The sequence below is a fragment of the Streptomyces sp. ISL-96 genome, assembly GCF_018614035.1.
Taxonomy (GTDB): Bacteria; Actinomycetota; Actinomycetes; order Streptomycetales; family Streptomycetaceae; genus Streptomyces.
Genome location: NZ_JAGGPA010000028.1, coordinates 1 through 26,151 on the forward strand (window position 1 = coordinate 1; position 26,151 = coordinate 26,151).

Genomic DNA, 26,151 nt, shown 5'->3' on the forward strand with positions numbered 1-26,151 from the left:
CGGTCTCGGCCGAACTCGTGTCCTTTGGCGTCGCGGGCTTCGACTACGCCGTCGGTGTAGAGCAGCAGCCGGTCACCTGGCTCCAGCTGCTCCCGGCACAGGTTGACCGGAACGTCCAGATCCGTGCCCAGGGGGTGTGTGGGTGCGCAGTCCAGGTGGGTGGTCCAGCGTTTGCCGCGGATCAGTACGGGTGGGTGGTGGCCGCAGTTGATCCAGCTCAGCAGGCCGGTCTTGAGGTCGAGGTCGGCCAGAACGGCGGTGGCGTAGCGGCTCTGGCCGAACTGTTGTATCAAGGTGGCTTCGATGGCGTCGCGGGCCTCGGTGAGGCTGCGGCCCTGGCGTCGCTCGTTGCGGCAGGTGGCTATGGCGAGATTGGCGGTCAGTCCGGCGGAGGTGTCGTGGCCCATGGCGTCGAAGACGGCCAGGTGGGCGGTGTCGCCGGCCAGGGCGTAGTCGAAGGCGTCGCCGGCGGTGGCGTAGGCGGGTTCCATCACCGCGGCGATGGTCACCCGTGTGTTGGCGAACGTGCGTGGCGGCATCAGTGTCCACTGCATCTCGGCGGAGACCGACATGGGACTGACACGGGTGAGGCGGGCGTAGGAGTCGCTGTGGTGCCGTTTGGAGACCAGCAGCATGCCCACCAGCGACGCCAGGTCCTCCATGGCCGCCTGCGTCTGCTCGTCCGCCTCATCATCAGTTTCGACACGCAGCGCGCCGAGGCGTTCGGTGCCGTCGAGCACGGGCAGCCAGTGCTGCACCCGGCCTTCGGCGGGCGCGGAGTGGGACTGTCCACTGCAAAACACGCGACCGGGCAGCGTGGCGTCGATCCGCAACTCCTGGCCGCCGGCTCCAGCGTCAAGGCCCCGGCCTGTGGCCTCGCGCAGTACCACTTCCTGGATGTCGGCCACGTAGATACGGGCCCGCTGCAGCCCGGCCTCGCCGGCGTGCCGGTCTCCCATGCCCGGGAGCTCCTCGAACGCGGACAGATGGCTGGCCCGCAACAAGGCGCGCAGCATGCGGGCGCAATGCTCAAGCGAAGCCATGCCGATCACCCTGTCGGACAGGGACGGCCCGCGTCCGCCCGTCGGCCTCACAATGCGAGAGGGCCACGGGTCCTGGTGCTCGGCAGACGAAAACGAGAAGCCCAAACGAATGACACGACCAGCGTACGACTCAGTCCGTCGCCCATGCCGCACGGTCGGCAGGTCAAGAGGATCGCGCGGTGGCGTCCTCGGACGTCATGCCGGGAACGGGACGCACCTACCCGTCGGCGTCGGTGCGCACGGCGCCCGCCGTCCTCCGGCCGGTAGTGAGGACCGCGACCGCGGGTTCACCGTCGCGGCCGGCACGGCCGATTTCCTGGTAGTAGGCGTCGAGGGAACCGGGAACTGGGAACCGGCCACCACCAAGTCGGCATCGCCGGCCAGGAAGGCATCGTGCGCCCCGGAGCGCTCACCGGCCACCAGGCCAAGCCCGGCGAGCTGGACTGCCTGCGTCAGGCGGCAGGTAGCCGGGACGGAAGTCAGGGCCTCAGGAAGCCACGCACTGTGCTTCGTCGACGACGAACAGCGAGGGCGTGGACCGGGCGAGGGGCTCGACCACCTGACAGCGAGCGCCGAGCAGGGCAAGCACCCGGAGGGCTCTCGCCGAGCGGCGAAACGCGTAATCCGGTGGTTGAGTGACTCATCGGACATGGTGCGGAGAAGGGGTTCCCAATGCGAGTGCGTGATTCCGTGGTCGTGATCACCGGGGCTTCCAGCGGCATCGGTCGGGCCACCGCCGTCGCTTTCGCCCGCAAGGGGTGCTCGGTGGTGCTGGCGGCGCGGCGCGCGGAGGCGCTCGAAGCGGTCAGGCAGGAGTGCGAACGTCACCGTGGCGCTGAGGCGCTCGTCGTGCCGACCGACGTCACGGATCCCAAGGCGGTCGACGACCTCGCCCGGCGCGCGGTCCAGCGCTTCGGCCGCATCGACGTCTGGGTCAACTCCGCGGCCGTCACCGTGTTCGGACCCTTCGAAGAGGTGCCCCTGGAGGACTTCCGCAAGGTCCTGGACGTCAACGTCATGGGGTACGTGCACGGCGCCCGCGCCGCCCTCCGCGTCATGCGCGAGCAGGGCCGGGGAACGCTGATCAACGTCTCATCCATCGTGGGCGTCGTCAGCCAGCCGTACACCCACGCCTACGGCATGTCGAAATACGCCGTCCGGGCGCTGAGCGCGAGCCTGCGCCAGGAGCTGCGGCTGGGCAAGGCCGAGGGCATCCACGTGTGTACGGTGCTGCCGGCCACGATCGACACGCCTCTCTTTGAACACGCCGCGAACTACACCGGACGCAAGCCGCTGGCTATGCCGCCGGTCTACAGCCCCGAGCGCGTGGCGCGGGCCATCGTGGACCTGGTGCGCCGGCCCCGGCGGGAAGTCGTGGTCGGTCCCATGGGCCGTTCCGTGGTGCTGGAGTCGAGGATCATGCCGGGCATGGCGGAGCGGATGATGGCCCGGCAGGTGGACAAGGCCCACCTGTCCCGCAAGGAGCCCGCTCCCGCCGGGCACGGCAACCTGCACGTACCGGCGCCGGGTACCGGCGCGGCGCATGGCGGGTGGGGCGGACGCCGACGCACCGCGATGCGGCGGCTGACCGCCGTCACCGTGCTGGCATGTGCTGCGGCGGGCGTCGCACGGCGGGTCCGGCCGCATTGAGCTGAGGGAGCACGGCTCCCGGCCTTCGCAGCGCTTGTACCGCGCCACCCTCTGCCGGCACCCCGGCGCAATCCGCTCAGGCAGAGCCGGTGCTGCCTGCGAACAAGCTGCTGGCGAGTTCGTCGTCCAGGGACTGGCGGATCTTGTCGGTGAGGGAGCCTTGTGCGGCCTCGCCGACCACTTCCATGACGCAGCGCGCCTCGTGTGCGGCCCTGGGGGTGTCCTCACCGGCGCGCTGGGCGACGCGGTTGACGGCCAGTCCTGCGGGCACACGCTCGGCGAGCGTCTCCAGGGTGGCTCGTGTCGCGGTCTCGGCAGCGCCGCGACTGCCAAGGTGGGCGCGGTCTTGGACCTGTCCGACGAAGGTGTCGTGATCCCTGGCAGTCTCCTTCTCCTTCGTACGCGTGCCTATGGGCTTTCACGGTCGCTCACCGAGGGAGACGAGCGGCATAGCGGTACGGGCGTCCCTACGCATGCCGGCCGCTTGCCTTCGCGGTCGTCCACGCGCCCCAACGGGTACCCCTGAGCGGCGCCGGCTCACACATCGCATTCCGGTGCCGCCTCATGGGGTGTTCCACCATCGCAAGGCTTGTGCCACTACGTCAGCGGGCACGTCATGGCCGCCGGCGAATTCCCGGTAGGTGACCGGGTAGCCGTCGTCGCGGAGCGTACGGACGACCTCACGGCTGCACCGGTCGATCGGCAGGACCCGGTCCGCCGTGCCGTGGGAGACGAAGATCCGGGGTCGGCCATGACGGAGCAGCGGCGCCATGAACCCGGGGGAGAAGGCGAGCACCGCGCCGAAGAGATCGCCATTCGTCAGTCCCAGGGAAAGGGCGTAGGAGGCGCCGTCGGAGAAGCCGGCGATTGCCACGCCCGTCGCCTCGGCCGGGAACCTCTGGAACACATCGGCCAGCGTGGTGTCGAGCCGGACCACGTCCGGGCCGTATCCGCCGACGATCAGGTCCCAGGTGGAGCCGGAGGCCTGAGGCGCGAGGAGCAGCAGACCGTCGGCTCCCGCCTGCGGACGCAGCCATGTCAGGGCCTGTTCGGCCGATCCTCCGGCTCCGTGAAGCACCACAGCCAGCCGATACGGCGGCGGGGCCGAGGGCACGCGCAGCAGGGCCTGCCTGTCTGTCCGATACGTGCCCGGCTGCTGCGCCTTCACTTCGACGGCACGCGGACGCGCGGTGAGCCTGCCGTGGCGTGCGCTTTCTTGAATGGACCGGTGAGGAGCACCGCTTTCGGGTACCGGCATGTCGACCGCCGCCTCCCTTCTTAAGATCCTGGTCATTCGATCTCGTCGGGGCGCAGGCCGCGTCCTCCTGGTACCCGTCACCGCCCTGGGTACGCAGCCGCAGAGGGCCGTGTACTCGGCGATAGCGATAGCGATAGTGATAGCGACGACTCGTCGCCGTCAGCCAGCGCCTGCGACTCGCTCCGCAACCACAGGCGTTCGAGATCGTGCTTCGCCGCGGGCCACGGCCGCGTGTGCCAGCGCCCCTGATGGGGCGTCAGCAACGTCATCAGGCCACGAGCGAGTGGAGCAATGGGCCATGGACCAGACCAAGGTTGAATGTTGGACTAGGCCAAGTGTGGGCCTCGGACAAGGCAAGATGGCAATCTCCAATTTCCTCTCGCCGTAGCGGACTTGCTCCTGCATAGTGTGCTGCCATGGCGTGTGAACAGTGCGGCAGTGGCCGAAAAAGTCCCCTGCCGGGAATGGGCTGCCCCGACTGCGGAGCCATGTCCCTCCCGGCTTCCGGCCCCGACGGGTCATGGGTCGCACGGGAGACACTTCTGGGTCGTATATCCACCCTCTCCCGGCCACGAAGAGCCCTGCTCGTCACGGCGGTTGCGGTAACCCTTTGCTCTCTCGTCGGCGTGGGTTCGCTGCTCTCCGATGTCCCGGATGGCGCCAGGGGTAACGAAGCCGCCTTCGAGGACGACCTCCGCGGCCGCGGCGTACCGACGCGTATCAGTCCGTCGTCGCTGCCGGGCCTGAGCGCACCCCCTTCTCCCAGCCCCGCCCCGAGCCGACGGGCCACTCCCACGCCGACGGTCGAGCCCCCGCCCGCCAAGGCGCCCGTGCACGTCAAGACCCCCGCGCCGTCGAAGAAGCCCTCTCCGTCGCCCTCCGGCCTTCCGGGCTACACCGGCTGGGCGGGTCCCGGCTGCACCACCAACGTCTACCAGGAGTACGGCCGCTACCAGAGTGGCGGCGGGTACGGGGGTGGGTACGGCGGTGGCTACCGCCACGATGCCGGCTACGGCGGCGGCTGGTACGACCTGCAGTCCGGCGGCTACCGGGGCGGTACGTGCGACGGCAGGTTCACCGCCGTACCCATGTCGGGCCATCCGTACGAGGACGGCCAGGGCACGGCGATCTGGTCCTGGCCGATCGGCAAGGGGTACGACGAGTGTCACCTCGCCGTGTACGTGCCGAACAGTGGCCGCGACGGCGATGTCGCCGGCAACCCAACGGTCTACCAAGTGCTCGCCTCGGCCGCGAGCGGCCACTACCCGCAGGCCACGTTCGGCGTCCGCCAGATCGACCACCGAGGCAGCCTCGTCGCCGTGGGCAGTTACCCGGTCGAGGGTGAGTCCTTCACCGTACAGTTGCTCGACCGGGGCCAGGCAAGCTGGGGCGCACATCACGCCGCGGCCCAGATGAAGCTCAGCTGTACGACCTGAACCCTCACCCGGTCCGCAACGTCACCCCGAGACACCGCCCGCGTCGCCGCGCCGCCGCCGCGGACGCCACCGTGAAGGACCTCCCCGAGACGACTCGCCCCACCCTGCGCGGTTTTTCCAACTCGCCCTGTGGGGAGGTGAGTTTGCACGAACCCTGAGCACCGTTGATCTTCCCCCCCAGCCTCGCGTCTGGAGACACCCCCCATCATGAGAAGACTCATCGGCACCCTTGTGGCAGGCGCCCTGGCCCTCTCCGGGCTCGCCGCCGCCGGCGCGACGCCCGCGGCCGCCAACGACCCGTCCGGCGCCTTCAGCGTCCTCACGTACAACGTCGCGGGCCTTCCGCAGGGGCTGAGTTCCGGCAACCCGGCGACCAACACCCCGCTGATCTCCCCGCGTCTCGCGGCGTACGACATCGTGAACGTCCAGGAGGACTTCAACTACCACGCCGCGCTGTACGCGGGTGACGACCACCCGTACCGCACCGCGACGAGCGGCGGCGCCGGCATCGGCGACGGTCTCAATACCCTGTCCGACTACCCCTTCGAGGACTTCGAGCGGGTCGACTGGAACAACTGCACAGGTACCGACTGCCTGACCCCGAAGGGCTTCACACAGGCCCGGATCCGGCTGGCCGAGGGGGTGTTCGTAGACCTCTACAACGTCCACACGAACGCTGACGTGACGGAGGCGGCGCTGGCCGCCCGCCGCGCCAACATCGAACAGCTCTCGGAGTTCATCCGGGCGAACTCGGCGGGCAACGCGGTAATCGTCATGGGCGACACCAACACCCGCTACACACGATCCGGCGACAACATCCGCACGCTGACGTCCGAGAACGGCCTGACCGACGCGTGGGTCCAGCTCGTCCGCGGCGGTAGCGCCCCCGCTCAGGGCGGTGACGCGATCGTCTGCCCCAAGACGGCTCCGACGAACGACTGCGAGGTGGTGGACAAGATCCTCTATCGCGGCAGCAACCTGGTGAACCTCTCCGCCACCCGTTACAGCAACGAGTGGGCGTCCTTCCTCGACGCCAGGGGCGACAACCTCTCCGACCACTTCCCGCACACGGTCGACTTCTCCTGGACGCTGCCCTCGACGCTCCGGGCCGGTGACTTCTTCGGCGGCCCGCACGGCACGGCGTTCAACGACGCGGACAACCTTCCGTCCCCGCTCGCGCCCCGCACGCTGACCCTGCGCGGCGGCTCCCGCCTCGACGCGGTCGCACTCACACATGACGGCGGTACGTCGCTGACTCACGGCGGCACGGGTGGCACCGCCACGTCCCTGACCCTCGCACCGGGCGAACACCTCACCTCGGTCACGCTCACGCGCGGACAGAAGGACGGCCGGACCCGCCTCTTCTCGGCGGCCTTCACAACCGACAAGTCGCGCACCCTGAAGGCCGGTTCGGCCACGACGGACTCTGTGACCTACGCGGCCCCCTCCGGCTGGCAGATCGTCGGTTTCAGGGGCCGCGCGGGCAACGGGATCGACAAGCTGGGGGTGCTGTACGCGCCGATCGGCTGATGCTGCTGCCCAGCGCTGGCGCGGCACTTCACCGACGCCGTGAGGCTTCTGCGCTCGGCCTTCCACGGTTACTGCGGCCTCGAAGCCGCCAGCGGCTTCGGCGTCCCCTGCGACGTACAGACGTCGTGGGACCGATTGACCCGTACTGCTGCACCGCGCGATGTTCGCAGAGGTGTACGACGTCTTCCGCACGGTAACGGAAAGGCCGGCTCGACGCGTTGGCGCCGAGCCGGCCTTTCCGCTCGACGGGGCCGGGGGGTCAGTCCGAGTCGGTCCGGGTCAGTCCGTGCCGAACTCCATCGCGGCGCGGTCCAGCATCTCCTCGTCACCGGAGACCTCGCCGCGGGAGGCGATCGCCTCGGCGCCGCCCTCCGGCATGGTGCCGATCAGCCCGGTCGCGGCCGCCTGAGCGGCACCGATGGTGGGGCTGGTGGTGCCGATGAGGCCGAGCCCGGCGTACTGCTCCAGCTTCGCGCGCGAGTCGGCGATGTCGAGGTTGCGCATGGTGAGCTGGCCGATCCGGTCCACCGGGCCGAACGCGGAGTCCTCGGTGCGCTCCATGGACAGCTTGTCCGGGTGGTAGCTGAACGCCGGGCCTGTGGTGTCGAGGATCGAGTAGTCCTCGCCGCGCCGCAGCCGCAGCGTCACCTCGCCGGTGACCGCGGAGCCGACCCAGCGCTGCAGCGACTCGCGGATCATCAGCGCCTGCGGGTCGAGCCAGCGGCCCTCGTACATCAGCCGGCCCAGGCGCCGTCCCTCGTTGTGGTACTGGGCGAGGGTGTCCTCGTTGTGGATCGCGTTGACGAGACGCTCGTACGCCGTGTGGAGCAGGGCCATGCCGGGCGCCTCGTAGATGCCGCGGCTCTTGGCCTCGATGATGCGGTTCTCGATCTGGTCCGACATGCCGATGCCGTGGCGGCCGCCGATGGTGTTGGCCTCCATCACCAGCTCGACGGGGGAGGCGAACTTCTTGCCGTTGATCGTCACCGGGCGGCCCTGGTCGAAGCCGATCGTCACGTCCTCCGTGGCGATCTCGACCGAGGGGTCCCAGAACCGCACGCCCATGATCGGCTCCACGGTCTCCACGCCCGTGTCGAGGTGCTCCAGCGTCTTGGCCTCGTGGGTGGCGCCCCAGATGTTGGCGTCGGTGGAGTACGCCTTCTCTGTGCTGTCGCGGTAGGGCAGGTCATGGGCGAGAAGCCACTCCGACATTTCCTTGCGGCCGCCGAGCTCGGTCACGAAGTCGGCGTCCAGCCAGGGCTTGTAGATCCGCAGGTGCGGGTTGGCGAGCAGGCCGTACCGGTAGAACCGCTCGATGTCGTTGCCCTTGAAGGTCGAGCCGTCGCCCCAGATTTGTACGTTGTCCTCGAGCATCGCCCGGACCAGCAGTGTGCCCGTGACGGCGCGGCCGAGCGGCGTGGTGTTGAAGTAGGCGCGCCCGCCCGAGCGGATGTGGAACGCCCCGCAGGTGAGTGCGGCCAGACCCTCCTCGACCAGCGCCGCGCGACAGTCGACCAGGCGCGCGATCTCGGCACCGTAGGTCTTCGCACGGCCGGGCACCGACGCGATGTCGGGCTCGTCGTACTGGCCGATGTCGGCGGTGTACGTGCACGGGATGGCGCCCTTGTCGCGCATCCACGCGACCGCGACCGAGGTGTCGAGGCCGCCGGAGAAGGCGATGCCGACGCGCTCGCCGGCGGGAAGGGAGGTGAGGACCTTAGACATAGGAAGAGTATGCACCACCATGCATGGTCATGCAAAGGCGTGTGCCGGTCCGGTCGCAGCCGGTGGAGCGGTCCGCGGTGGACGCTCGGTGCACACCGGGTACGACGGCAAAGTCCCGGCCGGCGGCTCAGGCGTTCCCTGGCGCGGCGGTGCCCGGCGCTCGGTACTGGACTTGCTGGGCCTTGCGCAGGGCCTCCATCGTTTCGTCAACGGTCAGCAGCACCGTTGTCTCGAACGAGCTGAGTGCGCGGCCTCCCGTGATCGCCAGCGCGACCGCCGCCATGGAGACGTTGTCGGGGGCTTCCCACAGCGTGTAGCCGTCGTGCGTGCCGAAGGCGTACCAGAACCCGTGGAGCTTCCCGCCGACCGACTCGATGTACTGCTGAGCGGCCCTGCCGCGGTCCTCCGGATTGCTGATCAGCCTGCCCCAGGTCTCCGGTGTGTAGCTGAACCTCGTGAGATAGAGCGGCATCATTTCTCCCATTCGCTTCTGGGTGTCACCGCCGATGTGGCGGAATCATCACGGTTTGGCTGAGACCTCGCCCTGGGATAACCGACTGCTTAGCATGGTGGCCTCCCGAGGGTGCCGTCCATGGCGACTCGCCGTGGTGTTCTCGCACGTCCCATCCGTATGGAGGGTCCATGCACACCAATGCCGTCCCCGGCAGCGTTCGCCCGGAGCGAGCGCGCGGCCATGAGATCGCCGTCGGTGGTCCGTCGGCCGCCGGCGCCGTGGAGTCCTCTCCTCTCCAGATCCTCCACCGTGCCTGTCGGCGCCTGCTGGGACGCGGCACGGACTTCACCGACGCCGTGGTGGAGAAGATCCGCGCCGAGGTGCCGTACTACGCCGACCCGGTGCTCGCGCCGGCCGACCTGCCGCGGTCCGTGGGCACCGGCGTCCGGCACGGGCTGGAAGCCGGCCTGGATCCGGGGAACATCGTGAGCATCGAGCGGTACACCAGGGAGCTGGGCATCCGGCGCGCGGAAGAGGGCCGTCCCCTCGACGAGGTGATGCATGCCTACCGTGTCGCCGGTTCGGAGGTCTGGGGCGGGATCATCCGCGTGGTGGAGCGGGACGGGCTCGGCGACACGCGCCAGTTGGTGCACGTCGCCGAGCTGGTGTGGAAGCACAACGACCGCGACGCCGTCCTGGTCGCCGACGCCTACCGGCAGGTCGCCAAAGGCGTCGCCAGCCGGCACGGCGAACGCGTCCGCCTGATCCTCGCCGCCCTGCTGGAGAGCCGCAACGAACCCGAGTTCACCCGGGACGCGGCGGCGATCCTCGGTCTGCCGCTGGACGGACGGTTCGCGGTCGCGGTGATAGGCGCCACGCCGCCGTACGGTCGCCTGCCGGAAGCCGTTCCCGAGGTACGCGGCATCCGGATCCTGCGCCACACCCGCGGGAAGCGCGCCGTGCTCGTCGCCCACCTCGGCGACCGGCCCCTGGACGCGCTCGTGTCCGGCCTGGCCGCCGGAACCGGACTCCGCACCGGTGTCAGCCCCGTCGTCCAGGGTCTGCACAGCCTGCCCAGGGCGCGTGACATGGCCGGACTCGCACTGCGCACGTGCCGGGCCGAGGGCGAGATAGCCCGGCTCGACTCCCGCCTGCCCGACGGTCTGTTGCTCTCACGCCCAGACCTGTCCGCCGAACTGACTCTCCAGGTGCTCCAGCCCGTCTACGCCCTGGAGCCCGCCGACCGGGAAACGCTGTTCGACACCCTCGGTGTGTGGATCGAGAAGGGCGGCTCCGCCGTCCAGACGGCCCGGCACATGCTCTGCCACCGCAACACCGTGCTCAACCGGCTGCGCCGCTTCGAGCAGATCACGGGCCTTGAGCTGTCCCGGCCCCGCGATCTCGTACAACTCACCCTCGCCCTCGACGCACTGCGCCTGCTCGGGCCGGCCGCCGCACTCGGCGCCCCTGACGCTTCGCGTACTCCGCCGGCCCTTTGACGACGCGTGTGCTCGGGGGCGATTGGTGTGCCCGCTCGATGGGCGGTCCTCAGTGATCAGCACCCTCGGGGTTACGCCGACGTACGCCGACCGCCGCGAGCACCGCGCCGGCCACGCACAGCACGCCGGTGACGAGCGCGGCGGTGTGCACGCCGTTGATGAAAGCCTGGCCGCTGCCTTCGATCACCGCCGTCCTGAGCCGCGCCGGCATGTCACCGGAGACCGGTGAAACGCCCATCGCCACCGCGTCCCTGGCTTCGTGCAGCCCCCGTGCCATGGGCGCCGGCACCCCGGCTGAGGTGAGTTCGCCGGTCAGGGTCGAGCCGACCCGGCCGCTGATCAGGGACACGAGCACGGAGGTGCCGAGCGCTCCGCCGATCTGCAGCGCGGTGGCCTGGAGCCCGCCCGCCACGCCGGCGTCCTTGACGGGGGAGTTGCCCACGATGGCGTCGGAGGAGGCGGCCATGACCATGCCGACGCCGAGGCCGAGCGCGACGAAGGGGGGCCACATCGCGGCGTACGACGAATGCACGCCCCACGCGAGCATCCCGAAGGCGGCGCCGGCCTGCAGCACCATGCCCAGCGGCATGGACAGCCGCGCGCCGGACTTCTCGGTGAGCTTCGCGCCCAGGGGTGAGGCGACCACCGACGCCAGGCTGAGCGGCAGGGTACGCACGCCGGCCTCGACGGGCGTGAAACCGCGGACGTTCTGCAGGTAGAGCATGACGAAGAAGATCACGCCGAGCAGGACGAAGAAGTTGACCGCGGTGATGATCGTGCCGATGGTCAGCGCCGGGCTGCGGAACAGCCGCATCGGCAACAGCGGGTGCTCGACGCGTGTCTCGTACCAGCCGAACAGCAGCAGGACGAGGAGGCCGGCGGCGAGGGTGCCCAGGGTCGTGCCCGAACTCCAGCCCCACGTCTCGCCCTTGACCACACCGAACACCACGACGAGCAGCCCGGCTGCCAGCAGGACGACACCGGGGACGTCGAAGCGGTGGCGGTCACCGGTGGAATTCTTGCTCTGCGGCAGCACCATCGCGCTGAACACGAGCGCGACGACACCGATCGGCGCGTTGATGTAGAAGACCGACTCCCAGTTGACGTGCTCGACGAGCAGCCCGCCGACGATGGGGCCGAGCGCGGTGGACACGGACGACACCATCGCCCAGATGCCCACCGCCATGCCGAACTTCTTCGGCGGGAACACCGCGCGCAGCAGCCCGAGTGTGTTGGGCATCAGGAGAGCGCCGAAGAAGCCCTGCACGGCGCGGAAGGCGATGACGCCCTCGATCGATCCGGCCAGGCCGATGGCGACCGACGCGAGGGTGAAGCCGGCGACGCCGACCAGGTAGAACGTGCGACGGCCGAAGCGGTCACCGAGCTTCCCGCCGAGGATGAGTGCCGCGGCCAGCGCCAGCAGGTAGGAGTTGGTGACCCATTGCAGGTCGGCGGTGGACGCGTTCAGGTCCCGGCCGATCTCCGGGTTGGCGATGGCGACGACGGAGCCGTCCAGACCGACCATGAACAGGCCGAAGGCGACGGCGATGAGCGTCAGCCAGGGCTTGCCACGGCGGCCGGCCGGAGCGTCGGGCGGGCTGTGTGCGGGCAGGGGTGAGCGATCCACGACGGTGGAGGGCATGGAGGTGCCTTGCTTCCTCGTAAAGATGGGGATGTACGGCTGCGCAGCGGCTGCGGCTGCGGCTGCGCGAGTGCGCCGTCAGCCGGCGGCGGGGTGAATCTGCCGCGCCAAGCCCCGCAGAGCGCCGAGCGCCGATCCGATGGCGTCGAGATCCCCGTCGGTGAGGGTCCGCAGCGCGTCGACGACGTACCCCTCCATGAGATCCCCGACCTCGGCGAGCCGGCGGCGCGCCTCCGCCGTCAGGTGCAGATGCGCGACCCGCTTGTCCGCCGGATCCTGCCTGCGCTCAAGCAGCCCCAGGCCTGCCAGCTGGGTGACCATGGCGCTCACATTGTTCGGCTTCATCAGCAGTACGTCGGCTGCCTCCCGCACGGTGGCCCCGTCCCGCTCCCCGACGAGCCGCAGGAGCGCCAGCTGGCCCTCGGGAGGCTTGGGATACGGAAAGTCCTGGGCGACACGGCGGTCGAGCGCCCGGTGCAGCGCGGGCAGGACGGCCGACATCGCTGACGCGATGTGCCGGAGGTCCTGGTCGGACGCGCTGGAGTGGGGCATGCGGACAGCATAGGTATGGCCGGATACCTATGTCAACATACATAAGTAGCACTTGAAGCCGCCTGCCATACCTAGGATGATCAGCCGCTCCAGTGCCCGTGGTGGGCAGGGGAGTTGTGATTCCTCCGCCCCCACCGCGTCGCTGCTCCCCCCGTCCTGCTCTACCTCACCCCGTCCCTGAGGATCCATGACGCAACACATACCGGAGGCGGTGATCTGGTGCCTTGCGGCCGGTGCCCTTCCGGGCTCGGTTCTGTTGGTGCGCCAACACCGGCTCACCGCCGCGCTGCGCCGGCGTCTCACGGCGCTGGAAAGCAGCCTGCGCGCTCGTGACGCGGAGGCCGCCCACTTGGTCGAGGCCCGCCTCTCCGCGTTGGCGCAGGCCCAGCCACAGCCCGTACCCGGGCCCGGACTGCTCGATCCGCGGCTGGCCACAACCGCCTACGGGCAGAGTCTGCAGCAGGTCGAGGACCTGTTCACCACATCCGTCGGCACGGCACGGTCCCGAGCCGACCAGTCGGCGAGAGCAACGCTCAAGGCGGCGATGCGCGCACTCCAAGCCCTCGCGAACGAACAGCAGTTGTCCATCTCCGACATGCAGGACCGGCACGACAGCCCTGATGTGCTCCAGGACCTGTTGGAGATCGACCACGCGAATGCGCAGTTCGGCCGCAGGGCGCAGGCGATCGCCGTCCTCTGCGGTTCGTGGCCGGGACGGCAGCGGGTCGCCTCCCCGCTGATCGACGTCGTACGCGGCGCGACGTCGCGGATCCGCGACTACCGGCGCGTCAACGTCCACTCGCGGGTCGACATGGACGTCGTGAGCCGGGCGGTGGAGCCCGTGGTCCTCGCGGTCGCCGAACTGCTGGACAACGCGGCGCGCCACTCGCAGCCCAACACCACGGTCGAGGTCAGCGTCCAGCCCGCGCACAACGGCATCTGCGTCGTCATCGACGACGCCGGGGTCGGCATGGACGCGCGCGAGACCGAGGAGGCGGGCCGGCGCCTGTCGGGCAAGGAAGACATCGACATCAACCGGCTCGGTGACCCGCCCCAGTTCGGCTTCGCCGCCATCGGCGTGCTCGCCGCCCGGTACGGGTTCACGGTCTCCGTCGACACCCGGTCGCCCTACGGGGGAGTGCGGGCCGTGCTGTTTCTTCCCCATACGCTCCTCAATCGCGTACGCGCTCCCAAGACGGCGATCCCGCAGGCGGAGCCGGTGCACGCGCCGGTGCCCGAGCCGGTTTCCGGTCCTGCGCAGGCGTCGGTGCCCGCCCCCGCGGCCGATCGGACGTCCACCGCGGGCGGCCTCCCCAAGCGCCGCCGCCGCGCCGCCCAGGACGACGAGGCAGGCCGGCAGGCATCCGCCGCCGCGCCGCCGCCCGGCGACGGTCACACCCTGGTCCGCCCGGCCGCCGAGACCGCCTCCCGCATGGGTGCGTTCGCCCGCGGCACCCGCTTCGGGCGCGCCGCCTCTCAAGACGATGAAGGGAACCCGCAGGAATGAACGACCACATGACCAACGAACTGGGCTGGATGCTGGACGAGGTCCTCAAGGTCCCGGAAGCCCGCCACGCGATCCTGCTCTCCGCGGACGGCATGCTCCGGGCGCATTCACAGGGCATCGCGCGCGACGAAGCGGAACGGCAGGCAGCCGCGCTGTCCGGTCTCCAGTCGATCAGCCGCAGCACAGCCGAGTTCTGTGCCAAGGAGTCCTCTCCGTGGCAGCAGACACTGGTCGAGTTCGCCGACGGTTACGTCTTCCTGGTCGCCGCCGGCGCGGGCGCCTATCTGGCGGTCTCCGCCACCCAGAACGTCGACATGGAGGCGGTCACGTACGGAATGCACAAGCTGGTCGACCGGCTGGGCAAGGAGCTCACCAGTCCGCCCCGGCCAGGCGCCAGCCACCCGGCATGAGCCCGCCCGACAGGCGTGAACGGGGGCTCGTACGCCCCTATGTCGTGACGGACGGCCGCTCCCGTCCGACGCGGAACACGCTCGACCTGGTGACGCTCGTGACGGCCGCCGCCAACCGGCCACTCACCGGGCTGAGCCCGGAGAAGCGCCGCGTCATGGAGCTGTGCCGGGGCGGAGCGCTGTCGGTCGCCGAAGTGGCGGGACACCTGGCGCTGGCGATCAGCGTCACCAAGGTCCTGCTCAGCGACCTGATCGACAGCGGCCACATCACCACCAGGCCCCCCGTCCCCAGGGCCCAGCTCCCCGCCGACCAGCTTCTGCAGGAGGTGCTTGATGGACTCCGCTCCAGGCTCTGACCAGCGGTACGTCCCCGACACGGTCAGGACCGCTGTCAAGATCCTGATCGTGGGTCACTTCGCGGTCGGCAAGACCACGTTCGTCGGCACGCTGTCCGAGATCCGGCCGCTGCGTACCGAAGAGACCATGACACAGGCCAGTGAACTCACCGACGACCTGGCCGGGAGCCCGGACAAGAGCACCACGACCGTCGCCATGGACTTCGGCCGTCTCACACTCAGCGAGCAACTGGTGCTGTACCTCTTCGGAGCTCCCGGGCAGAAACGCTTCACCACGCTCTGGAAAGACATGCTGAACGGGGCTCTGGGAGCCCTCGTGCTCGCTGACACCCGGCGACTCGACCAGTCCTTCGACATCATGGGACTGCTGGAGGAGCACGGCATGCCCTACGCGGTCGCCGTCAACCAGTTCGACGACGCGCCCCTCTTCCCGGTCGCGGAAATCCGCGAAGCCCTCGACCTCCTCCCCGAAACCCCCCTCGTCACCTGCGACGCGCGGAACACCGCGTCCTCCACCGAGGCGCTGATCTCCCTCGTCGAGTACCTCCAGACCCGCACCTCCCAGGAGCACTGATGGCCACTCCCCAGCCCGCGCCGGGCACGGCACCACCACCCCCCGGCTGCCCGGCGCACGCGGGTCACATGTCGCTGTACGGACCGGAGTTCGCCGCCGACCCGTCCGCGACGTACGAACGGCTGCGCACGTACGGCTCCGTCGCACCGGTGGAGATCGCCCCCGGCGTCCACGCGTCGCTCGTCACCGGCTACGAGAGCGCCCTCGAGGTGCTGCGCAGCCCGGAGCGGTTCTCCAAGGACCCGCGCCGCTGGAAGGCGCTCGCCGACGGGACGGTGCCGGCGGACAGCCCTGTCGTACCGATGATGATGTACCGGCCCAACGCCCTTTTCACCGACGGCGACGAGCACGCCCGGCTGCGCGGCGCCATCACCGACAGCCTGAGCCGCGTGGACCCGAACGCGCTGCGCGGGTACGTCGAGGAGAGCGCCGACACCCTCATCGACCGGTTCGGCCCCAAGGGGCGGGCCGACCTTCTCAGCGAGTACGGAGCGGTCCTGCCGCTGCTCGTCTTCAACCAGCTCTTCGGCTGCCCGCCGGAGACCGGGGACAAGCTCGTCCAGGGCATGTCCGGGATCTTCGATGCCAACGCCGACTCCGAGAAGGCGAACGCGGTTCTCACCGAGGGCGTGGCCGAACTGGTCGCTCTCAAGCGGGAGCGGCCCGCAGCGGATGTGACGTCCTGGCTGATGGCCCATCCCGCGCAGCTCACCGACGAGGAAATGATGCATCAGCTCGTCGTCCTCATGGGCGCGGGCACCGAACCCCAGCAGAACCTGATCTGCAACGGGCTGCGGCTGCTGCTCTCCGACGACCGGTTCGGCGGTGACCTCGCCGGCGGCAGCATGCCCGTCGAGGACGCGCTCGACGAGGTCCTGTGGACGGACCCGCCGATGGCGAACTACGCCGTCCACTACCCGCTCCACGACCTGGAACTCGACGGAACCCCGCTGCGCGAGGGCGAGCCCGTCCTGATCAGCCTGGCCGCCGCGAACACCGACCCCGCCCTGGCCGGCGACCGGCGCGGCGGCAACCGCGCCCACCTGGCATGGAGCGCCGGTGCGCACACCTGCCCGGCGAAGAGCCCCGCCCGGCTGATCGCCGCGGTCGCCGTCGAAAAACTCCTCGACCGGCTCCCGGATGCCGAACTGGCCGTCGGGGTAGGTCGGTTGGAGTGGCGGCAGGGCCCCTTCCACCGGGCGCTGGCCGCCTTGCCTGTGCGCTTTCCCCCGATCACCGTGCCGGTCGTCACCACGGACAAGACCTCTGGAGCCCGTACATGGAACACGAACCCCGCCCCCTCGTCATCGACCCCTCCGGTGCCGACATCCACGGAGAGGGAGCCCGCATCCGGGAACGGGGGCCGGCAGCGCTGGTGGAGCTCCCTGGCCAGGTGGTGGCGTGGGCAGTAAGTGACCAGGCACTGCTCAAGGAACTGCTCACCGACCCCCGCGTGTCCAAGGACCCCCGCCGGCACTGGTCCGCGTGGATCGACGGGGAGATCACTCCGGACTGGCCGCTGTTCGCCTGGGTCGCCGTGACGAACATGTTCACCGCCTACGGAAGCGACCACAGGCGGCTGCGGAAGCTGGTCTCCACGGCCTTCTCCGCGCGCGCCACCGAGGCCCTGCGCCCGCGTATCGAGCGTATGACGGCTGATCTGCTCGACGGTCTCGCCGCAACCCCTCAGGGACAGGCGGTGGATCTGCGCGAGGAGTACTGCTATCCGATCCCCATCCAGGTGATCTGCGAGCTGTTCGGCGTCAGCGACGAAGGCACCCGCAAGGAACTGCGCCGCCTGGTGGACGGCATCTTCAACACCGCCGCCACCGCGGAGGAGGCCGCGGCCACCTTCGAGAGCATCCACACCGTGCTGTCCGACCTCGTCGCGCTCAAGCGGCAGGCCCCGGGCGACGACATGACCAGCGTCCTGATCGCCGCCCGGGAGGAGGACGGCTCGCGGCTGTCGGAGGCCGAACTGGTCGACACCCTGCTCCTGGTGATCGGCGCCGGGCACGAGACCACGGTCAACCTGCTGGACAACGCCGTCCACACCCTGCTGACCCACCCGGACCAGCTCGAACTGGTCCGGACGGGCGCGGCCTCCTGGAACGACGTGATCGAGGAGACCCTGCGCGTCGAGTCCCCGGTGGCGAGCCTGCCGCTGCGCTACGCGGTCGAGGACATCGAGACCGGGGGCGTGACCATCAAGAAGGGCGACGCGATCCTTGCCGCGTACGCCGCCGCAGGGCGCAGCCCCGCGTTCCACGGCGAGGACGCGGACCGGTTCGACGTCACCCGTGTGAACAAGGAACATCTCGCGTTCGGACACGGCGTTCACTTCTGCCTGGGAGCGCCGCTGGCCCGGCTGGAGGCCCAGATCGCCCTGCCTGCACTCTTCGAGCGCTTCCCCGACCTGGCCATGGCGGTCCCGGCGGACGATCTGCGGCCCGTGGAGTCGTTCATCTCCAACGGCCACCGCAGCCTGCCGGTCCACCTGACCGGCTGAGCAGTACGGGGGAGGGGGAGGGCCGGCACAGCGGTCCTCCCCCTCTTGTTTCGGGGCCACCGGCCGCGCGGAGGCAGGTGATTCCGCCGATGCCCGCGTGCCGGACGTACCGCGACAGTGGCACCGCCAGCGAACACGGTGGTGCCCGCCCCGGTGCGACCGGCCGCAGCCCTCGGTGACGAGTGCGCTGCCCGGCCCGGCGTGGCGGCTCCGCCACGACCGAGAGGACGACTCAGTCGTGCAGCAGTACAACAGCGAGAACAGCTCCTCCGCCCGCCGCCGCCACGCGAAGGGCCGCCTGCGGCCGCTCATGGCCGCCTTGGCGGCGCTCCTTGTCGTCGGTGGCCTCAACTCCGCCACGACCCCCACCGCCCAGGCAGCCGACAATCCGTACGAACGCGGACCCGCCCCCACCACAGCGAGCATCGAAGCGGCCCGCGGCCCCTACGCGGTCTCGGAAACCACCGTCTCCTCCCTGAGCGTCACCGGCTTCGGCGGCGGCACCGTCTACTACCCGACGTCCACCAGCGACGGCACCTTCGGCGCCGTGGCCGTCTCTCCCGGCTACACCGGTACCCAGTCCTCCATCTCCTGGCTCGGCCCGCGCCTCGCCTCCCAGGGCTTCGTCGTCTTCACCATCGACACCCTTTCCAGGTACGACCAGCCCGACAGCAGAGGCCGCCAACTCCTCGCAGCTCTCGACTACTTGACCGGCCGCAGCGCCGTACGCGGCCGGATCGACAGCAGCAGGCTCGGCGTGATGGGCCACTCGATGGGCGGCGGCGGCTCGCTGGAAGCGGCCAAGAGCCGGCCCTCCCTCCAGGCCGCCATACCGCTCACCGGCTGGAACACCGACAAGACCTGGCCGGAGATCCAGACCCCGACGCTGATCGTGGGGGCCGACGGCGACACGGTCGCGTCGGTCGGCTCGCACTCCGAGCCCTTCTACGAGAGCCTGCCGTCCTCGCTCGACAAGGCGTACCTGGAACTCAACAACGCGACGCACTTCACGCCGAACTCGTCCAACACCACCATCGCGAAGTACAGCATTTCCTGGCTCAAGAGGTTCATCGACAACGACACCCGCTACGAGCAGTTCCTCTGCCCGCTGCCGCGCCCGAGCCTGACCATCGAGGAGTACCGGGGCAACTGCCCGCACGCCTCCTGACGTTGACCGACACCGGTGCCGGCCGCGCGCCCCGCGGCCGGCACCGGCACGCGCTTTCCCCGTGTCGTGTGCGCGGGCACAGACCCGGCCCGCCAACGCTGGGCGCGCGCCCAGAGCGCACCCCGCGTACGCGGCAGTAACGTGACAGGCGTGACCGGAAGACGACCATGAGAAGTCCGCTCCGGCTGTACGGCCGACGTGGTGAACTGGAAGCCGTGGCAGCCCTGTCGGACCGGCTGCGTACCGGGCGCGGCGGTGCGCTGCTGTTCGCCGCGGAGCCCGGATTCGGCCGCACCGCCCTCCTGCGCCGGGCCGCCGGGGACTTCGAGGCCGGTCCCGTCCTGCACACCAGGGCCGTACCGGCCGAGAGCCGGCTCCCGTACAGCGGACTGCACGCGCTGCTGTGCGCCGCCGGCGATGTGCTGAGCGCCGCGCCCGCCGGTCTCCTGAGCTCCGGCCTCGGGCCCGCTGACCTGCTGGAGTTGCTGCGCGGCCGCACCGCCGGGCGGCCCCTGCTGGTCTGCGTCGACGACGCGCACCTGTGGGACGACCGGTCGCGCGCCGCCCTCGGCTTCGCCGCCCGGCGCGCGGACGCCCTGCGCGGCGTCGGACTGCTGCTGTCCGTGACCGGAGACCGGGCGCAGGACCCGGACTTCGCGGGCCTGCCCGTCGTCCACCTCGGCCCACTTCCCGAACGCGCCGCGCGGGACCTGCTGCACGAGCTGGCCGGGAAGAAGACGGAGCGTACGGATCCCGCCGTACGGGAGGCACTGCTGCACGAGGCCGAGGGCAACCCGGCCCTGCTGGAGGCACTCGTCCGGCGGCTGTCACCCGCCCAGCTCTCCGGGCACGCGCCGCCGCCCCGGCCGCTCGCCGACGGTGACACCCTGCTCCGTACGGTGGGTGACAGGCCGGCGGCCCTGCCGCCGGACACCGCGTTTGTGCTGCTGCTGGCGGCCGCCGCGCAGGAGCAGACCCCTGAAGCCGCCGGAGCGGACGCCGCCCTGGTCCTGCGCGCCGCCCGGGCCGCCGGTATCGGGCCTGAGGCGCTGGACGCGGACGAGGCGGGGGGAGTGGCGCGCAGCGACGGGGACGTGATCCGCTTCCACAGCTCGCTGTTACGACGCGCCGTTCACGCCGGTGCCACCCCGGCGCGGCGGCGCGCCGCCCACCAGCTGCTCGCCACCGTCCTCGCCGGTGACCGCTGCCGCCTCCCACGCCTGCTGCACCGCGCTCTGGCCGCCGACGGGCCCGACCCTCGTCTCGCCGCCGACCTGGCAGCGGCCGCTGACGCTCCCGACCCGTGGATACCCGGCCTGCAACGCTCCCTGGCCTTCGCCCGCGCGGCCGAGCTCACCACGACCGACGACGACGCCCGCATGTCACGCATGACCGCCGCCGCGGAACAGGCCCGGCTGGCGGGCCACCCGCACCGGGCGCGGGAGCTGCTGGCCGCCGCGCGTGCGGGGACGGTCCACAACGCCGTACGAGGCAGAGCCGAACTCGTCGCAGGCGCCCTGGCGCTGGGCGACGGCCCTGCCGGCGACGCGTACGGGGCGCTGCTGGTGGCCGCCGGCCTGCTCGGCCCGTACGACCAGGAGCGCGCTCTCGACGCCCGGCTCGGCGCGCTGGAAGCCGCGTGGGCCGCGGGTGACGTCCCGGCCTGCGTGGCCGCGCTCGACGGCGGCGACCAGGGCCGGGACGTCGCCGTACACGACTACCGGGCCGGAATGCTGGCTGCCCTCGACGCCCGGCCCGAGGCAGCACGGGCGCCACTGCGGCGGGTGCTGGAGCGCGCCGCGACCGACGACGATCCGGTGCGGCTGCTGCGTGCCGGGGCCGCCGCGCTCGTCCTCGGCGACATCGCGGCCGCCTGCGCCCTCAACGCGCGGGGCCTGGCCGTCGGCCGGGCGCGGGAACTCGTGGCCCTCGTGCCCCGCTTCCTGGAACACCTGGCCTACGCCGAGTTACGGGCCGGCCGGCATGCCAGGGCCGGAGCGCACGCGCGGGAGGGGCTGCGGGCCGCACACCGCGCCGGCCGGCGCAATTGCGTCGCCCATCAGCACGCGATCCTCGCCATGGTCGCATCGGTCGAAGGCGATGCCGCAGCCGTGGCCGGACATGTCACCGAGGCCATGGCGATCGCAGGCCCGCACGGGCTCGTCCAGGCCGCCACCCTGGCCGAATGGGCCTCGGCCCGAGCAGATCTGGGCCGTGGCCGGGCGTACGAGGCAGCTGCCCGGCTCGGCCCGCTGGTACGGGAGGGCCCGCGCCGCGGGCATTTCGCCGTCCGTATGCTGGCCGTCCCCTGCTTCGTCGAGGCCGCCGCGCTCGCCGGACAGCCCGACGACGCACACGCCCCGGTGCGGGAGTTCGCCGGCTGGGCGGCCAGGGGCGGCGATCCGCAGGCCCCCGCGCTGCTCGCCCGCTGCCGCGCGCTGCTCGCGGGCCCCGAGCAGGCCGAGTCCCTGTACGCCCACGCGCTGGCCAGGCACGAACTGGCCGACGGAGACTTCGAGTGGGCCCGCACCCAGCTGCTGTACGGGAAATGGCTGCGGCGCCGCCGCCGGCCGCGCGAGGCGAGGGGCCGCCTGAGGGACGCGCTGGTCGCCTTCGAACGCTCCGAAGCCCGTACGTGGGTCGAGCAGACGCGAGCGGAGCTGCGGGCCACCGGCGACATGGCCGGCGGCGAACCGGCGGGGGCGCTGTCCTGCCTGACGCCCCAGCAGCTTCGGATCGCGCACTGCGTCGCCGAGGGGGCGACCAACCGCGAAGTGGCGCTGCGCCTGTCCGTCAGCCCCCGGACCGTGGACCACCACCTGCGCAATGTCTTCTCCCTACTGGGTGTGCGCTCACGTGTTGAACTGTCCCGGCTGGTGGACCGTGCCGAAATCAAGGGCGCGCACCCCTAGGGGCCGACCCCCACGGTGTGTCATTCTTCGGCGCCGGATACCACGCATTGATCCCGGAGGCAATCACTCCATTTCTCGGCGTGGCTGGTTATGATCTGCATCCCCCACGTCTCAACGGAACCGGTCCGGCCATCCCCAAGCCCCCCAGTCTTGTGTCGGCACCGGTTCCTGGTCTGTCCCCGCTCTCCCCGTCCCCGAGGACTGATGTCTCCCATAGAACCCGAAGGCCAACGCAAGCTGTCGAGAAGTCGTCGTCGGCGCACCGTTCGCCTGCGCACCCTGCTCATCCTGCTCGCGGTAGTCCCCACCGTCGCGATGAGCGGACAAGTCGTCATAACCGCCGACAGGTTGCTGGACCAGTCCGAGCACCTGCGCGCCGACGTGGCGGCCGGTGAGCGGATCGGCGTACCTCTGTACAAGCTCATGGTCGAGTTGCAGGCCGAGCGGACCATGACGGCCGGGCGGTGGGCGGGCTCGTCGGTGCCCGGGAAGGAACTGCGCGACCGGCGCGGGGCAACGGACCGCGCCGCCGCCGAGTTCCGCAGGGCGGCGACGACCGGTCCCGCGAGGTCCGAGCAGGCGGAACACCACCTCGTCGAGCTGAGGGACAGCCTCGACGACCTGGACGCCTACCGTGAGCGCGCGGACGCCCGGAGCGGCAGTGCCGACCGTACGATCGGCTACTACACCGGCGTGATCAGCGAGATGATCCACGTCTACCAGGAAGAGTTCAGCCACACGCAGGATGCCGAGCTCACTCAGGAGAGCCGGCTGGTCGCCACCATGTTCTCGGCGTCGGAGCTGGTGGCGCGCGAGGAGGCGATCCTCGCGTCGGCCGGTCCCTCCAGGGTGCTGACGGCGTCGAGGTTCGCCGAATACGTCAACGCCGTCGGAGCCCACCGGTACCTGTACGACACGTCGGTCGTGCCGTACCTGACCGCCGAGGACAAAGAGGCCTACGAACAGATCACCGGCTCGGGCGCGTGGCAGGCGAAGACCCGCGTCGAGAACGTGGTGATGTCCGACCACGAGGACATCGCGTCCGGCGTGCAGTTGCCTCTGGAGGCCGCCGGCTGGCGGACGGCGCACGACAAGCTGGCCGAGCAGCTGGCCACGCTCAACGCCGACCGTTCGAGAGGCGTGCTGCTACGCGCCGACACGCAGGCGGCGGAGCTGGAGGCGGAGGTCGCCTGGCTCGTCGCGGGAAGCGGCGGGGCGCTGCTGGTCGTCGCCGGCGTCGTCGTATTCACCACGCGCTCGGTACTGCGCCGGCTGCGCGGCCTGCACGAGAGCACAGTGGCCATCGCCGAGGAGACGCTGCCGGACGTTGTGGCCCGGCTCCAGCGCGGGCAGCCGGTCGACGCCGACGCGCTGCCCAGCCCCACCGGGGCCCAGGACGAGGTCGGACGTATCAGCGACGCGTTCGCCCGCGTCGTCGCCGTGTCCGTCGACGGGCACCGGCAGCTTTCGGACGAGCGCCACGGGTTCGGCATGTTCGCCGCGGGCATCGCCTCCCGCACCGGAAACCTGGTCAGCCGTCAGCTCAGCCTCACCGAGACCCTCCAGGACACCTTCGGGCACGACGAGGCGCTCCTGGCCCAGTTGATGCGATCCGACCAGCTGACGGTGGGTATGCGACGGCAGATCGAGAACCTGCTCATCCTGGCGGGCGGCGAGATCCCGGACCCGCACACCGAACCCATGCGCGTCGCCGACCTGCTGCGGGAGGCCGCCGCCGAGGTCGAGGACTTCCGGCGGATCGAGCGGCAGGCTCTGGACGAGATCAGCGTGGAACCGCGTGTGATCAGCCAGATCAGTCACCTCCTCGCGGAGCTGCTGGACAACGCCACCCGGTTCTCCCCGCCGAAGTCCAAGGTCGTCATCCGGGCCGAGCTGGTGGCCGACGGTCTCTCGGTCGAGATCGAGGACCGCGGCCCGCGGGTGACCCCCGCGAGCTACGAGGAGATGAACCGCCGGCTGCACTCGGCTCCGCCGTACGCCGTCCTGGCACAGAACGCGCACCGGCTGGGGCTCTTCGTCGTCGGCCACCTCGCCGACCAGCTTCCGGCCACCGTCACGCTGCGCCGGTCCGTCTACGGCGGGACCTCGGCCGTGGTGGTCATCCCCGGGGAGCTGCTCGTACCGACGGAGCGGGAACCGGCGCGCGAGTCGGCACAGTCCGAGCGGGCACAACGCGACCGGGTGCGGTCCGTGCCGGTACGCCCCGACTCCGGGCCGCGCCGCCTCGACGAACGGGGGCCCGAGCCGGCGTCGGAGATGAAGACCGGGCTGCCGAGCCGTCGGCCGCAAGAGAGGCCGCAAGCGAGGCCACAGGGCTCGCGGCCGACGCTCCCCGAGCGCGTCCCGCACACCCATATCGCCGAGCAACTCCGCGAGCCGCGCGCACCACAAGCAGCGGCCGTCCAGGACGCGGCGACACCCGAAGAGGTGGCCGACGCCTGGGCGGACTACGAGCAAGGGACCCAGAAAGTGGAAGCAGAGCTCCGACAGGACCAGCCATGACGACGACATCGAACGACATGATCTACAGCATCCTGGACAACAATCTGAGCAGGATCGCCGGCATCGAGGGAGCCGTGCTCCTCTCCAACGACGGCATCAAGCTCAGCGCCTATCTGCTGGAACGTGACCAGGCGGAGCGCATAGCCGCCGCGTCCTCCGGAATCGCCGCCACGATGAAGGCGATATCCAGGGAAATCGACGGCGGCGGGGTGATCCGCCAGCTGGTCGAGATGGACGACCGCTATCTCTGCATCGTGGGGTGCGGCGCGGGCAGCACACTCATCGTCGTAACCTCCCGCAAGGCACGGCTGGGGGAGCTGGGCGGCGAGGCGGTACGGACCGCGCAGGCGCTCGGCGAGTGGCTGGGCACTCCCGAGCGCACCCAGGTACTCCCGTCGTAATGCCGGACGATCCGCAGCCGCGAGGCCGCCGGACGCGGCTGTACGCGCTGACCGACGGCCGTACAGCCGCTCCGCACACCGTCCTGACCATGGACACGACGATCACGGCGGCGGTGGCGGCGGACGCTCATGGCGGCCTGCCCAGCGAGTGGCAGGCCATCCTCGCGATGTGTCCGGCTCCGGACGGGCGGGCGGTCGCCGAGATCGCCGCCCGGATGCACATGCGCCTCACTCCGATGGCGGTCCTGCTCGGCGAACTCGTGGACCGCGGGCTGATCCACCACCGGCCGCCCCTGGAAGGCGCCGAGACCAGCAATGTCCACCTGCTCATGAGAATCAGGGACAGCCTTGCCCACCTATGACACACCTGCCCGGGAAGCGGCGCCGGTCAAGATCCTCATCGCCGGCGGCTTCGGCGTCGGCAAGACGACCCTGGTCGAGACGGTCTCCGAGATCGAGCCGCTGCGCACGGAGGAGCGGCTGACGGCCGCCGGCGTCGGCGTCGACGACCTCGACGGCATCGAGTCCAAGACGGTGACCACCGTGGCGATGGACTTCGGGCGGATCACCCTCACCGACGCCGGAGTCGTCCTTTACCTGTTCGGCACCCCGGGCCAGGAGCGCTTCTGGTTCATGTGGGACGACCTGCTGAACGGGGCCTTCGGCGCGATCGTGCTCGTCGACACCCGGCGCCTGGACCGCAGTTTCCCCGCCGTCGACTTCTTCGAGAGCCGCGGGCTGCCGTTCGTGGTCGGCGCGAACTGCTTCCACGGCGAGCAGCCGTACACCGCCGAGGAGATCGGGGCCGCACTGCATCTGCGCGACCCGAACACACCGATCCTCATGCTCGACGCCCGCTCCCGTACGGACGTCCGCGACGCGCTGCTCGCGCTCCTCGACCTGCTCATCGCCAAGGCAGGGACCACGGCTGCCGTTTAGAGGGGCTTGAAGGAACCAGAACGGCCAGACCTTCCCGCTTGGCTTTCCCGGCGTGCGCCCGAC

General features: G+C 70.6%; 23 protein-coding genes and 1 pseudogene. 17 read left to right on the plus strand and 7 right to left on the minus strand.

Translation table 11 applies throughout. The features are described 5' to 3' along the window. Window positions 1-1,043 (minus strand): PP2C family protein-serine/threonine phosphatase (locus J7E96_RS20055; RefSeq protein ID WP_215133031.1); only part of this gene is annotated, 1,043 nt, incomplete at its 3' end. Between the two features lie 672 nt (window positions 1,044-1,715). On the opposite strand from J7E96_RS20055, the gene J7E96_RS20060 reads away from it, so the two are divergent. Then, complete coding sequence (locus J7E96_RS20060; RefSeq protein WP_215133032.1) at window positions 1,716-2,693, plus strand: SDR family oxidoreductase; 978 nt, start codon at window positions 1,716-1,718, stop codon at window positions 2,691-2,693. A gap of 76 nt (window positions 2,694-2,769) precedes the next feature. Here J7E96_RS20060 and J7E96_RS20065 read toward each other — a convergent pair whose 3' ends face one another. Together J7E96_RS20065 and J7E96_RS20070 are read right to left on the minus strand one after the other, a co-directional pair. After that, window positions 2,770-3,105, minus strand: a complete 336-nt coding sequence (locus J7E96_RS20065) for a DUF2267 domain-containing protein (RefSeq protein ID WP_215133114.1) — start codon at window positions 3,103-3,105, stop codon at window positions 2,770-2,772. 150 nt (window positions 3,106-3,255) lie between these two features. After that, window positions 3,256-3,951 carry an alpha/beta hydrolase gene (locus tag J7E96_RS20070; protein ID WP_215133033.1) on the minus strand — a complete coding sequence of 232 codons (696 nt, stop codon included), beginning with the start codon at window positions 3,949-3,951 and terminating at the stop codon, window positions 3,256-3,258. 626 nt (window positions 3,952-4,577) lie between these two features. Here J7E96_RS20070 and J7E96_RS20075 point away from each other — a divergent pair. The 3 genes and pseudogenes from J7E96_RS20075 to J7E96_RS37530 all read left to right on the plus strand — a co-directional run. Next, the gene (locus J7E96_RS20075; protein WP_308296050.1) at window positions 4,578-5,387 is read left to right on the plus strand and encodes an adhesin; all 810 of its coding nucleotides are present in this window, start codon (window positions 4,578-4,580) and stop codon (window positions 5,385-5,387) included. A 207-nt stretch (window positions 5,388-5,594) separates the two neighbouring features. Beyond that, window positions 5,595-6,917 (plus strand): jacalin-like lectin, encoded by a 1,323-nt coding sequence (locus J7E96_RS20080; protein WP_215133035.1) that lies wholly within the window; start codon window positions 5,595-5,597, stop codon window positions 6,915-6,917. Window positions 6,918-6,947: 30 nt separating this feature from the next. Beyond that, window positions 6,948-7,052 (plus strand): annotated as a pseudogene (locus J7E96_RS37530) (TetR-like C-terminal domain-containing protein); the annotation flags it as partial. Window positions 7,053-7,196: 144 nt separating this feature from the next. Here J7E96_RS37530 and argG read toward each other — a convergent pair. Both argG and J7E96_RS20090 read right to left on the minus strand, forming a co-directional pair. Next, a complete protein-coding gene (gene argG, locus J7E96_RS20085) occupies window positions 7,197-8,642 on the minus strand; it encodes an argininosuccinate synthase (RefSeq protein WP_215133036.1) in 1,446 nt (481 codons plus the stop codon). Between the two features lie 127 nt (window positions 8,643-8,769). After that, complete coding sequence (locus tag J7E96_RS20090) at window positions 8,770-9,114, minus strand: GYD domain-containing protein (RefSeq protein WP_215133115.1); 345 nt, start codon at window positions 9,112-9,114, stop codon at window positions 8,770-8,772. Between the two features lie 170 nt (window positions 9,115-9,284). Between J7E96_RS20090 and J7E96_RS20095 the strand changes: the two genes are divergently transcribed. Then, on the plus strand, window positions 9,285-10,595 hold the full coding sequence (locus tag J7E96_RS20095) for a CdaR family transcriptional regulator (protein ID WP_215133037.1): 1,311 nt from the start codon (window positions 9,285-9,287) through the stop codon (window positions 10,593-10,595). 49 nt (window positions 10,596-10,644) lie between these two features. Here the strand turns inward: J7E96_RS20095 and J7E96_RS20100 are convergent, their stop codons facing one another. Then, window positions 10,645-12,237 carry an MFS transporter gene (locus tag J7E96_RS20100; RefSeq protein ID WP_215133038.1) on the minus strand — a complete coding sequence of 531 codons (1,593 nt, stop codon included), beginning with the start codon at window positions 12,235-12,237 and terminating at the stop codon, window positions 10,645-10,647. 78 nt (window positions 12,238-12,315) lie between these two features. After that, window positions 12,316-12,789: a MarR family winged helix-turn-helix transcriptional regulator gene (locus J7E96_RS20105; protein WP_215133039.1), complete on the minus strand. Its 474-nt coding sequence runs from the start codon at window positions 12,787-12,789 to the stop codon at window positions 12,316-12,318. Window positions 12,790-12,976: 187 nt separating this feature from the next. Here J7E96_RS20105 and J7E96_RS20110 point away from each other — a divergent pair, with 187 nt between their 5' ends. The 12 genes from J7E96_RS20110 to J7E96_RS20165 all read left to right on the plus strand — a co-directional run bounded on the left by J7E96_RS20110 (window position 12,977) and on the right by J7E96_RS20165 (window position 26,088). Further along, window positions 12,977-14,296, plus strand: coding sequence for an ATP-binding protein (locus J7E96_RS20110; protein WP_215133040.1), 1,320 nt, complete (start codon window positions 12,977-12,979; stop codon window positions 14,294-14,296). Further along, on the plus strand, window positions 14,293-14,706 hold the full coding sequence (locus J7E96_RS20115; protein ID WP_215133041.1) for a roadblock/LC7 domain-containing protein: 414 nt from the start codon (window positions 14,293-14,295) through the stop codon (window positions 14,704-14,706). Before J7E96_RS20110 ends, J7E96_RS20115 begins: the two co-directional genes overlap by 4 nt. Beyond that, entirely contained in the window at window positions 14,703-15,062 is a 360-nt protein-coding gene (locus tag J7E96_RS20120; protein WP_215133042.1) for a DUF742 domain-containing protein, read from the plus strand. Before J7E96_RS20115 ends, J7E96_RS20120 begins: the two co-directional genes overlap by 4 nt. Further along, entirely contained in the window at window positions 15,040-15,636 is a 597-nt protein-coding gene (locus J7E96_RS20125; protein ID WP_215133043.1) for an ATP/GTP-binding protein, read from the plus strand. The genes J7E96_RS20120 and J7E96_RS20125 overlap by 23 nt, the downstream gene beginning before the upstream one ends. Further along, the gene (locus J7E96_RS20130; protein ID WP_251070179.1) at window positions 15,636-17,048 is read left to right on the plus strand and encodes a cytochrome P450; all 1,413 of its coding nucleotides are present in this window, start codon (window positions 15,636-15,638) and stop codon (window positions 17,046-17,048) included. The genes J7E96_RS20125 and J7E96_RS20130 overlap by 1 nt, the downstream gene beginning before the upstream one ends. After that, window positions 17,030-18,145, plus strand: a complete 1,116-nt coding sequence (locus J7E96_RS20135) for a cytochrome P450 (protein WP_308296051.1) — start codon at window positions 17,030-17,032, stop codon at window positions 18,143-18,145. The genes J7E96_RS20130 and J7E96_RS20135 overlap by 19 nt, the downstream gene beginning before the upstream one ends. A 310-nt stretch (window positions 18,146-18,455) precedes the next feature. Then, a complete protein-coding gene (locus J7E96_RS20140) occupies window positions 18,456-19,313 on the plus strand; it encodes a dienelactone hydrolase family protein (RefSeq protein WP_215133116.1) in 858 nt (285 codons plus the stop codon). 167 nt (window positions 19,314-19,480) lie between these two features. Continuing rightward, window positions 19,481-22,225, plus strand: coding sequence for a LuxR family transcriptional regulator (locus tag J7E96_RS20145; RefSeq protein WP_215133045.1), 2,745 nt, complete (start codon window positions 19,481-19,483; stop codon window positions 22,223-22,225). 204 nt (window positions 22,226-22,429) lie between these two features. Beyond that, on the plus strand, window positions 22,430-24,748 hold the full coding sequence (locus J7E96_RS20150; protein ID WP_215133046.1) for a sensor histidine kinase: 2,319 nt from the start codon (window positions 22,430-22,432) through the stop codon (window positions 24,746-24,748). Next, on the plus strand, window positions 24,745-25,149 hold the full coding sequence (locus tag J7E96_RS20155) for a roadblock/LC7 domain-containing protein (RefSeq protein ID WP_215133047.1): 405 nt from the start codon (window positions 24,745-24,747) through the stop codon (window positions 25,147-25,149). The genes J7E96_RS20150 and J7E96_RS20155 overlap by 4 nt, the downstream gene beginning before the upstream one ends. After that, on the plus strand, window positions 25,149-25,511 hold the full coding sequence (locus tag J7E96_RS20160; RefSeq protein ID WP_214966891.1) for a DUF742 domain-containing protein: 363 nt from the start codon (window positions 25,149-25,151) through the stop codon (window positions 25,509-25,511). Before J7E96_RS20155 ends, J7E96_RS20160 begins: the two co-directional genes overlap by 1 nt. Beyond that, window positions 25,498-26,088 carry an ATP/GTP-binding protein gene (locus J7E96_RS20165; protein WP_251070180.1) on the plus strand — a complete coding sequence of 197 codons (591 nt, stop codon included), beginning with the start codon at window positions 25,498-25,500 and terminating at the stop codon, window positions 26,086-26,088. The genes J7E96_RS20160 and J7E96_RS20165 overlap by 14 nt, the downstream gene beginning before the upstream one ends. Window positions 26,089-26,151 lie beyond the last annotated feature (63 nt).

Excerpts from the sequence above, each read along its gene's own strand:
- J7E96_RS20105 (WP_215133039.1), bottom strand. The coding sequence starts at position 12,789 with ATGCCCCACTCCAGCGCGTCCGACCAGGACCTCCGGCACATCGCGTCA.
- J7E96_RS20095 (WP_215133037.1), top strand. The coding sequence starts at position 9,285 with ATGCACACCAATGCCGTCCCCGGCAGCGTTCGCCCGGAGCGAGCGCGC.
- J7E96_RS20100 (WP_215133038.1), bottom strand. The coding sequence starts at position 12,237 with ATGCCCTCCACCGTCGTGGATCGCTCACCCCTGCCCGCACACAGCCCG.
- J7E96_RS20155 (WP_215133047.1), top strand. The coding sequence starts at position 24,745 with ATGACGACGACATCGAACGACATGATCTACAGCATCCTGGACAACAAT.
- J7E96_RS20090 (WP_215133115.1), bottom strand. The coding sequence starts at position 9,114 with ATGCCGCTCTATCTCACGAGGTTCAGCTACACACCGGAGACCTGGGGC.
- J7E96_RS20115 (WP_215133041.1), top strand. The coding sequence starts at position 14,293 with ATGAACGACCACATGACCAACGAACTGGGCTGGATGCTGGACGAGGTC.
- J7E96_RS20110 (WP_215133040.1), top strand. The coding sequence starts at position 12,977 with ATGACGCAACACATACCGGAGGCGGTGATCTGGTGCCTTGCGGCCGGT.
- J7E96_RS20060 (WP_215133032.1), top strand. The coding sequence starts at position 1,716 with ATGCGAGTGCGTGATTCCGTGGTCGTGATCACCGGGGCTTCCAGCGGC.
- J7E96_RS20080 (WP_215133035.1), top strand. The coding sequence starts at position 5,595 with ATGAGAAGACTCATCGGCACCCTTGTGGCAGGCGCCCTGGCCCTCTCC.
- J7E96_RS20140 (WP_215133116.1), top strand. The coding sequence starts at position 18,456 with ATGGCCGCCTTGGCGGCGCTCCTTGTCGTCGGTGGCCTCAACTCCGCC.
- J7E96_RS20125 (WP_215133043.1), top strand. The coding sequence starts at position 15,040 with ATGGACTCCGCTCCAGGCTCTGACCAGCGGTACGTCCCCGACACGGTC.
- J7E96_RS20150 (WP_215133046.1), top strand. The coding sequence starts at position 22,430 with ATGTCTCCCATAGAACCCGAAGGCCAACGCAAGCTGTCGAGAAGTCGT.
- argG (WP_215133036.1), bottom strand. The coding sequence starts at position 8,642 with ATGTCTAAGGTCCTCACCTCCCTTCCCGCCGGCGAGCGCGTCGGCATC.
- J7E96_RS20145 (WP_215133045.1), top strand. The coding sequence starts at position 19,481 with ATGAGAAGTCCGCTCCGGCTGTACGGCCGACGTGGTGAACTGGAAGCC.
- J7E96_RS20160 (WP_214966891.1), top strand. The coding sequence starts at position 25,149 with ATGCCGGACGATCCGCAGCCGCGAGGCCGCCGGACGCGGCTGTACGCG.
- J7E96_RS20120 (WP_215133042.1), top strand. The coding sequence starts at position 14,703 with ATGAGCCCGCCCGACAGGCGTGAACGGGGGCTCGTACGCCCCTATGTC.
- J7E96_RS20070 (WP_215133033.1), bottom strand. The coding sequence starts at position 3,951 with ATGCCGGTACCCGAAAGCGGTGCTCCTCACCGGTCCATTCAAGAAAGC.
- J7E96_RS20130 (WP_251070179.1), top strand. The coding sequence starts at position 15,636 with ATGGCCACTCCCCAGCCCGCGCCGGGCACGGCACCACCACCCCCCGGC.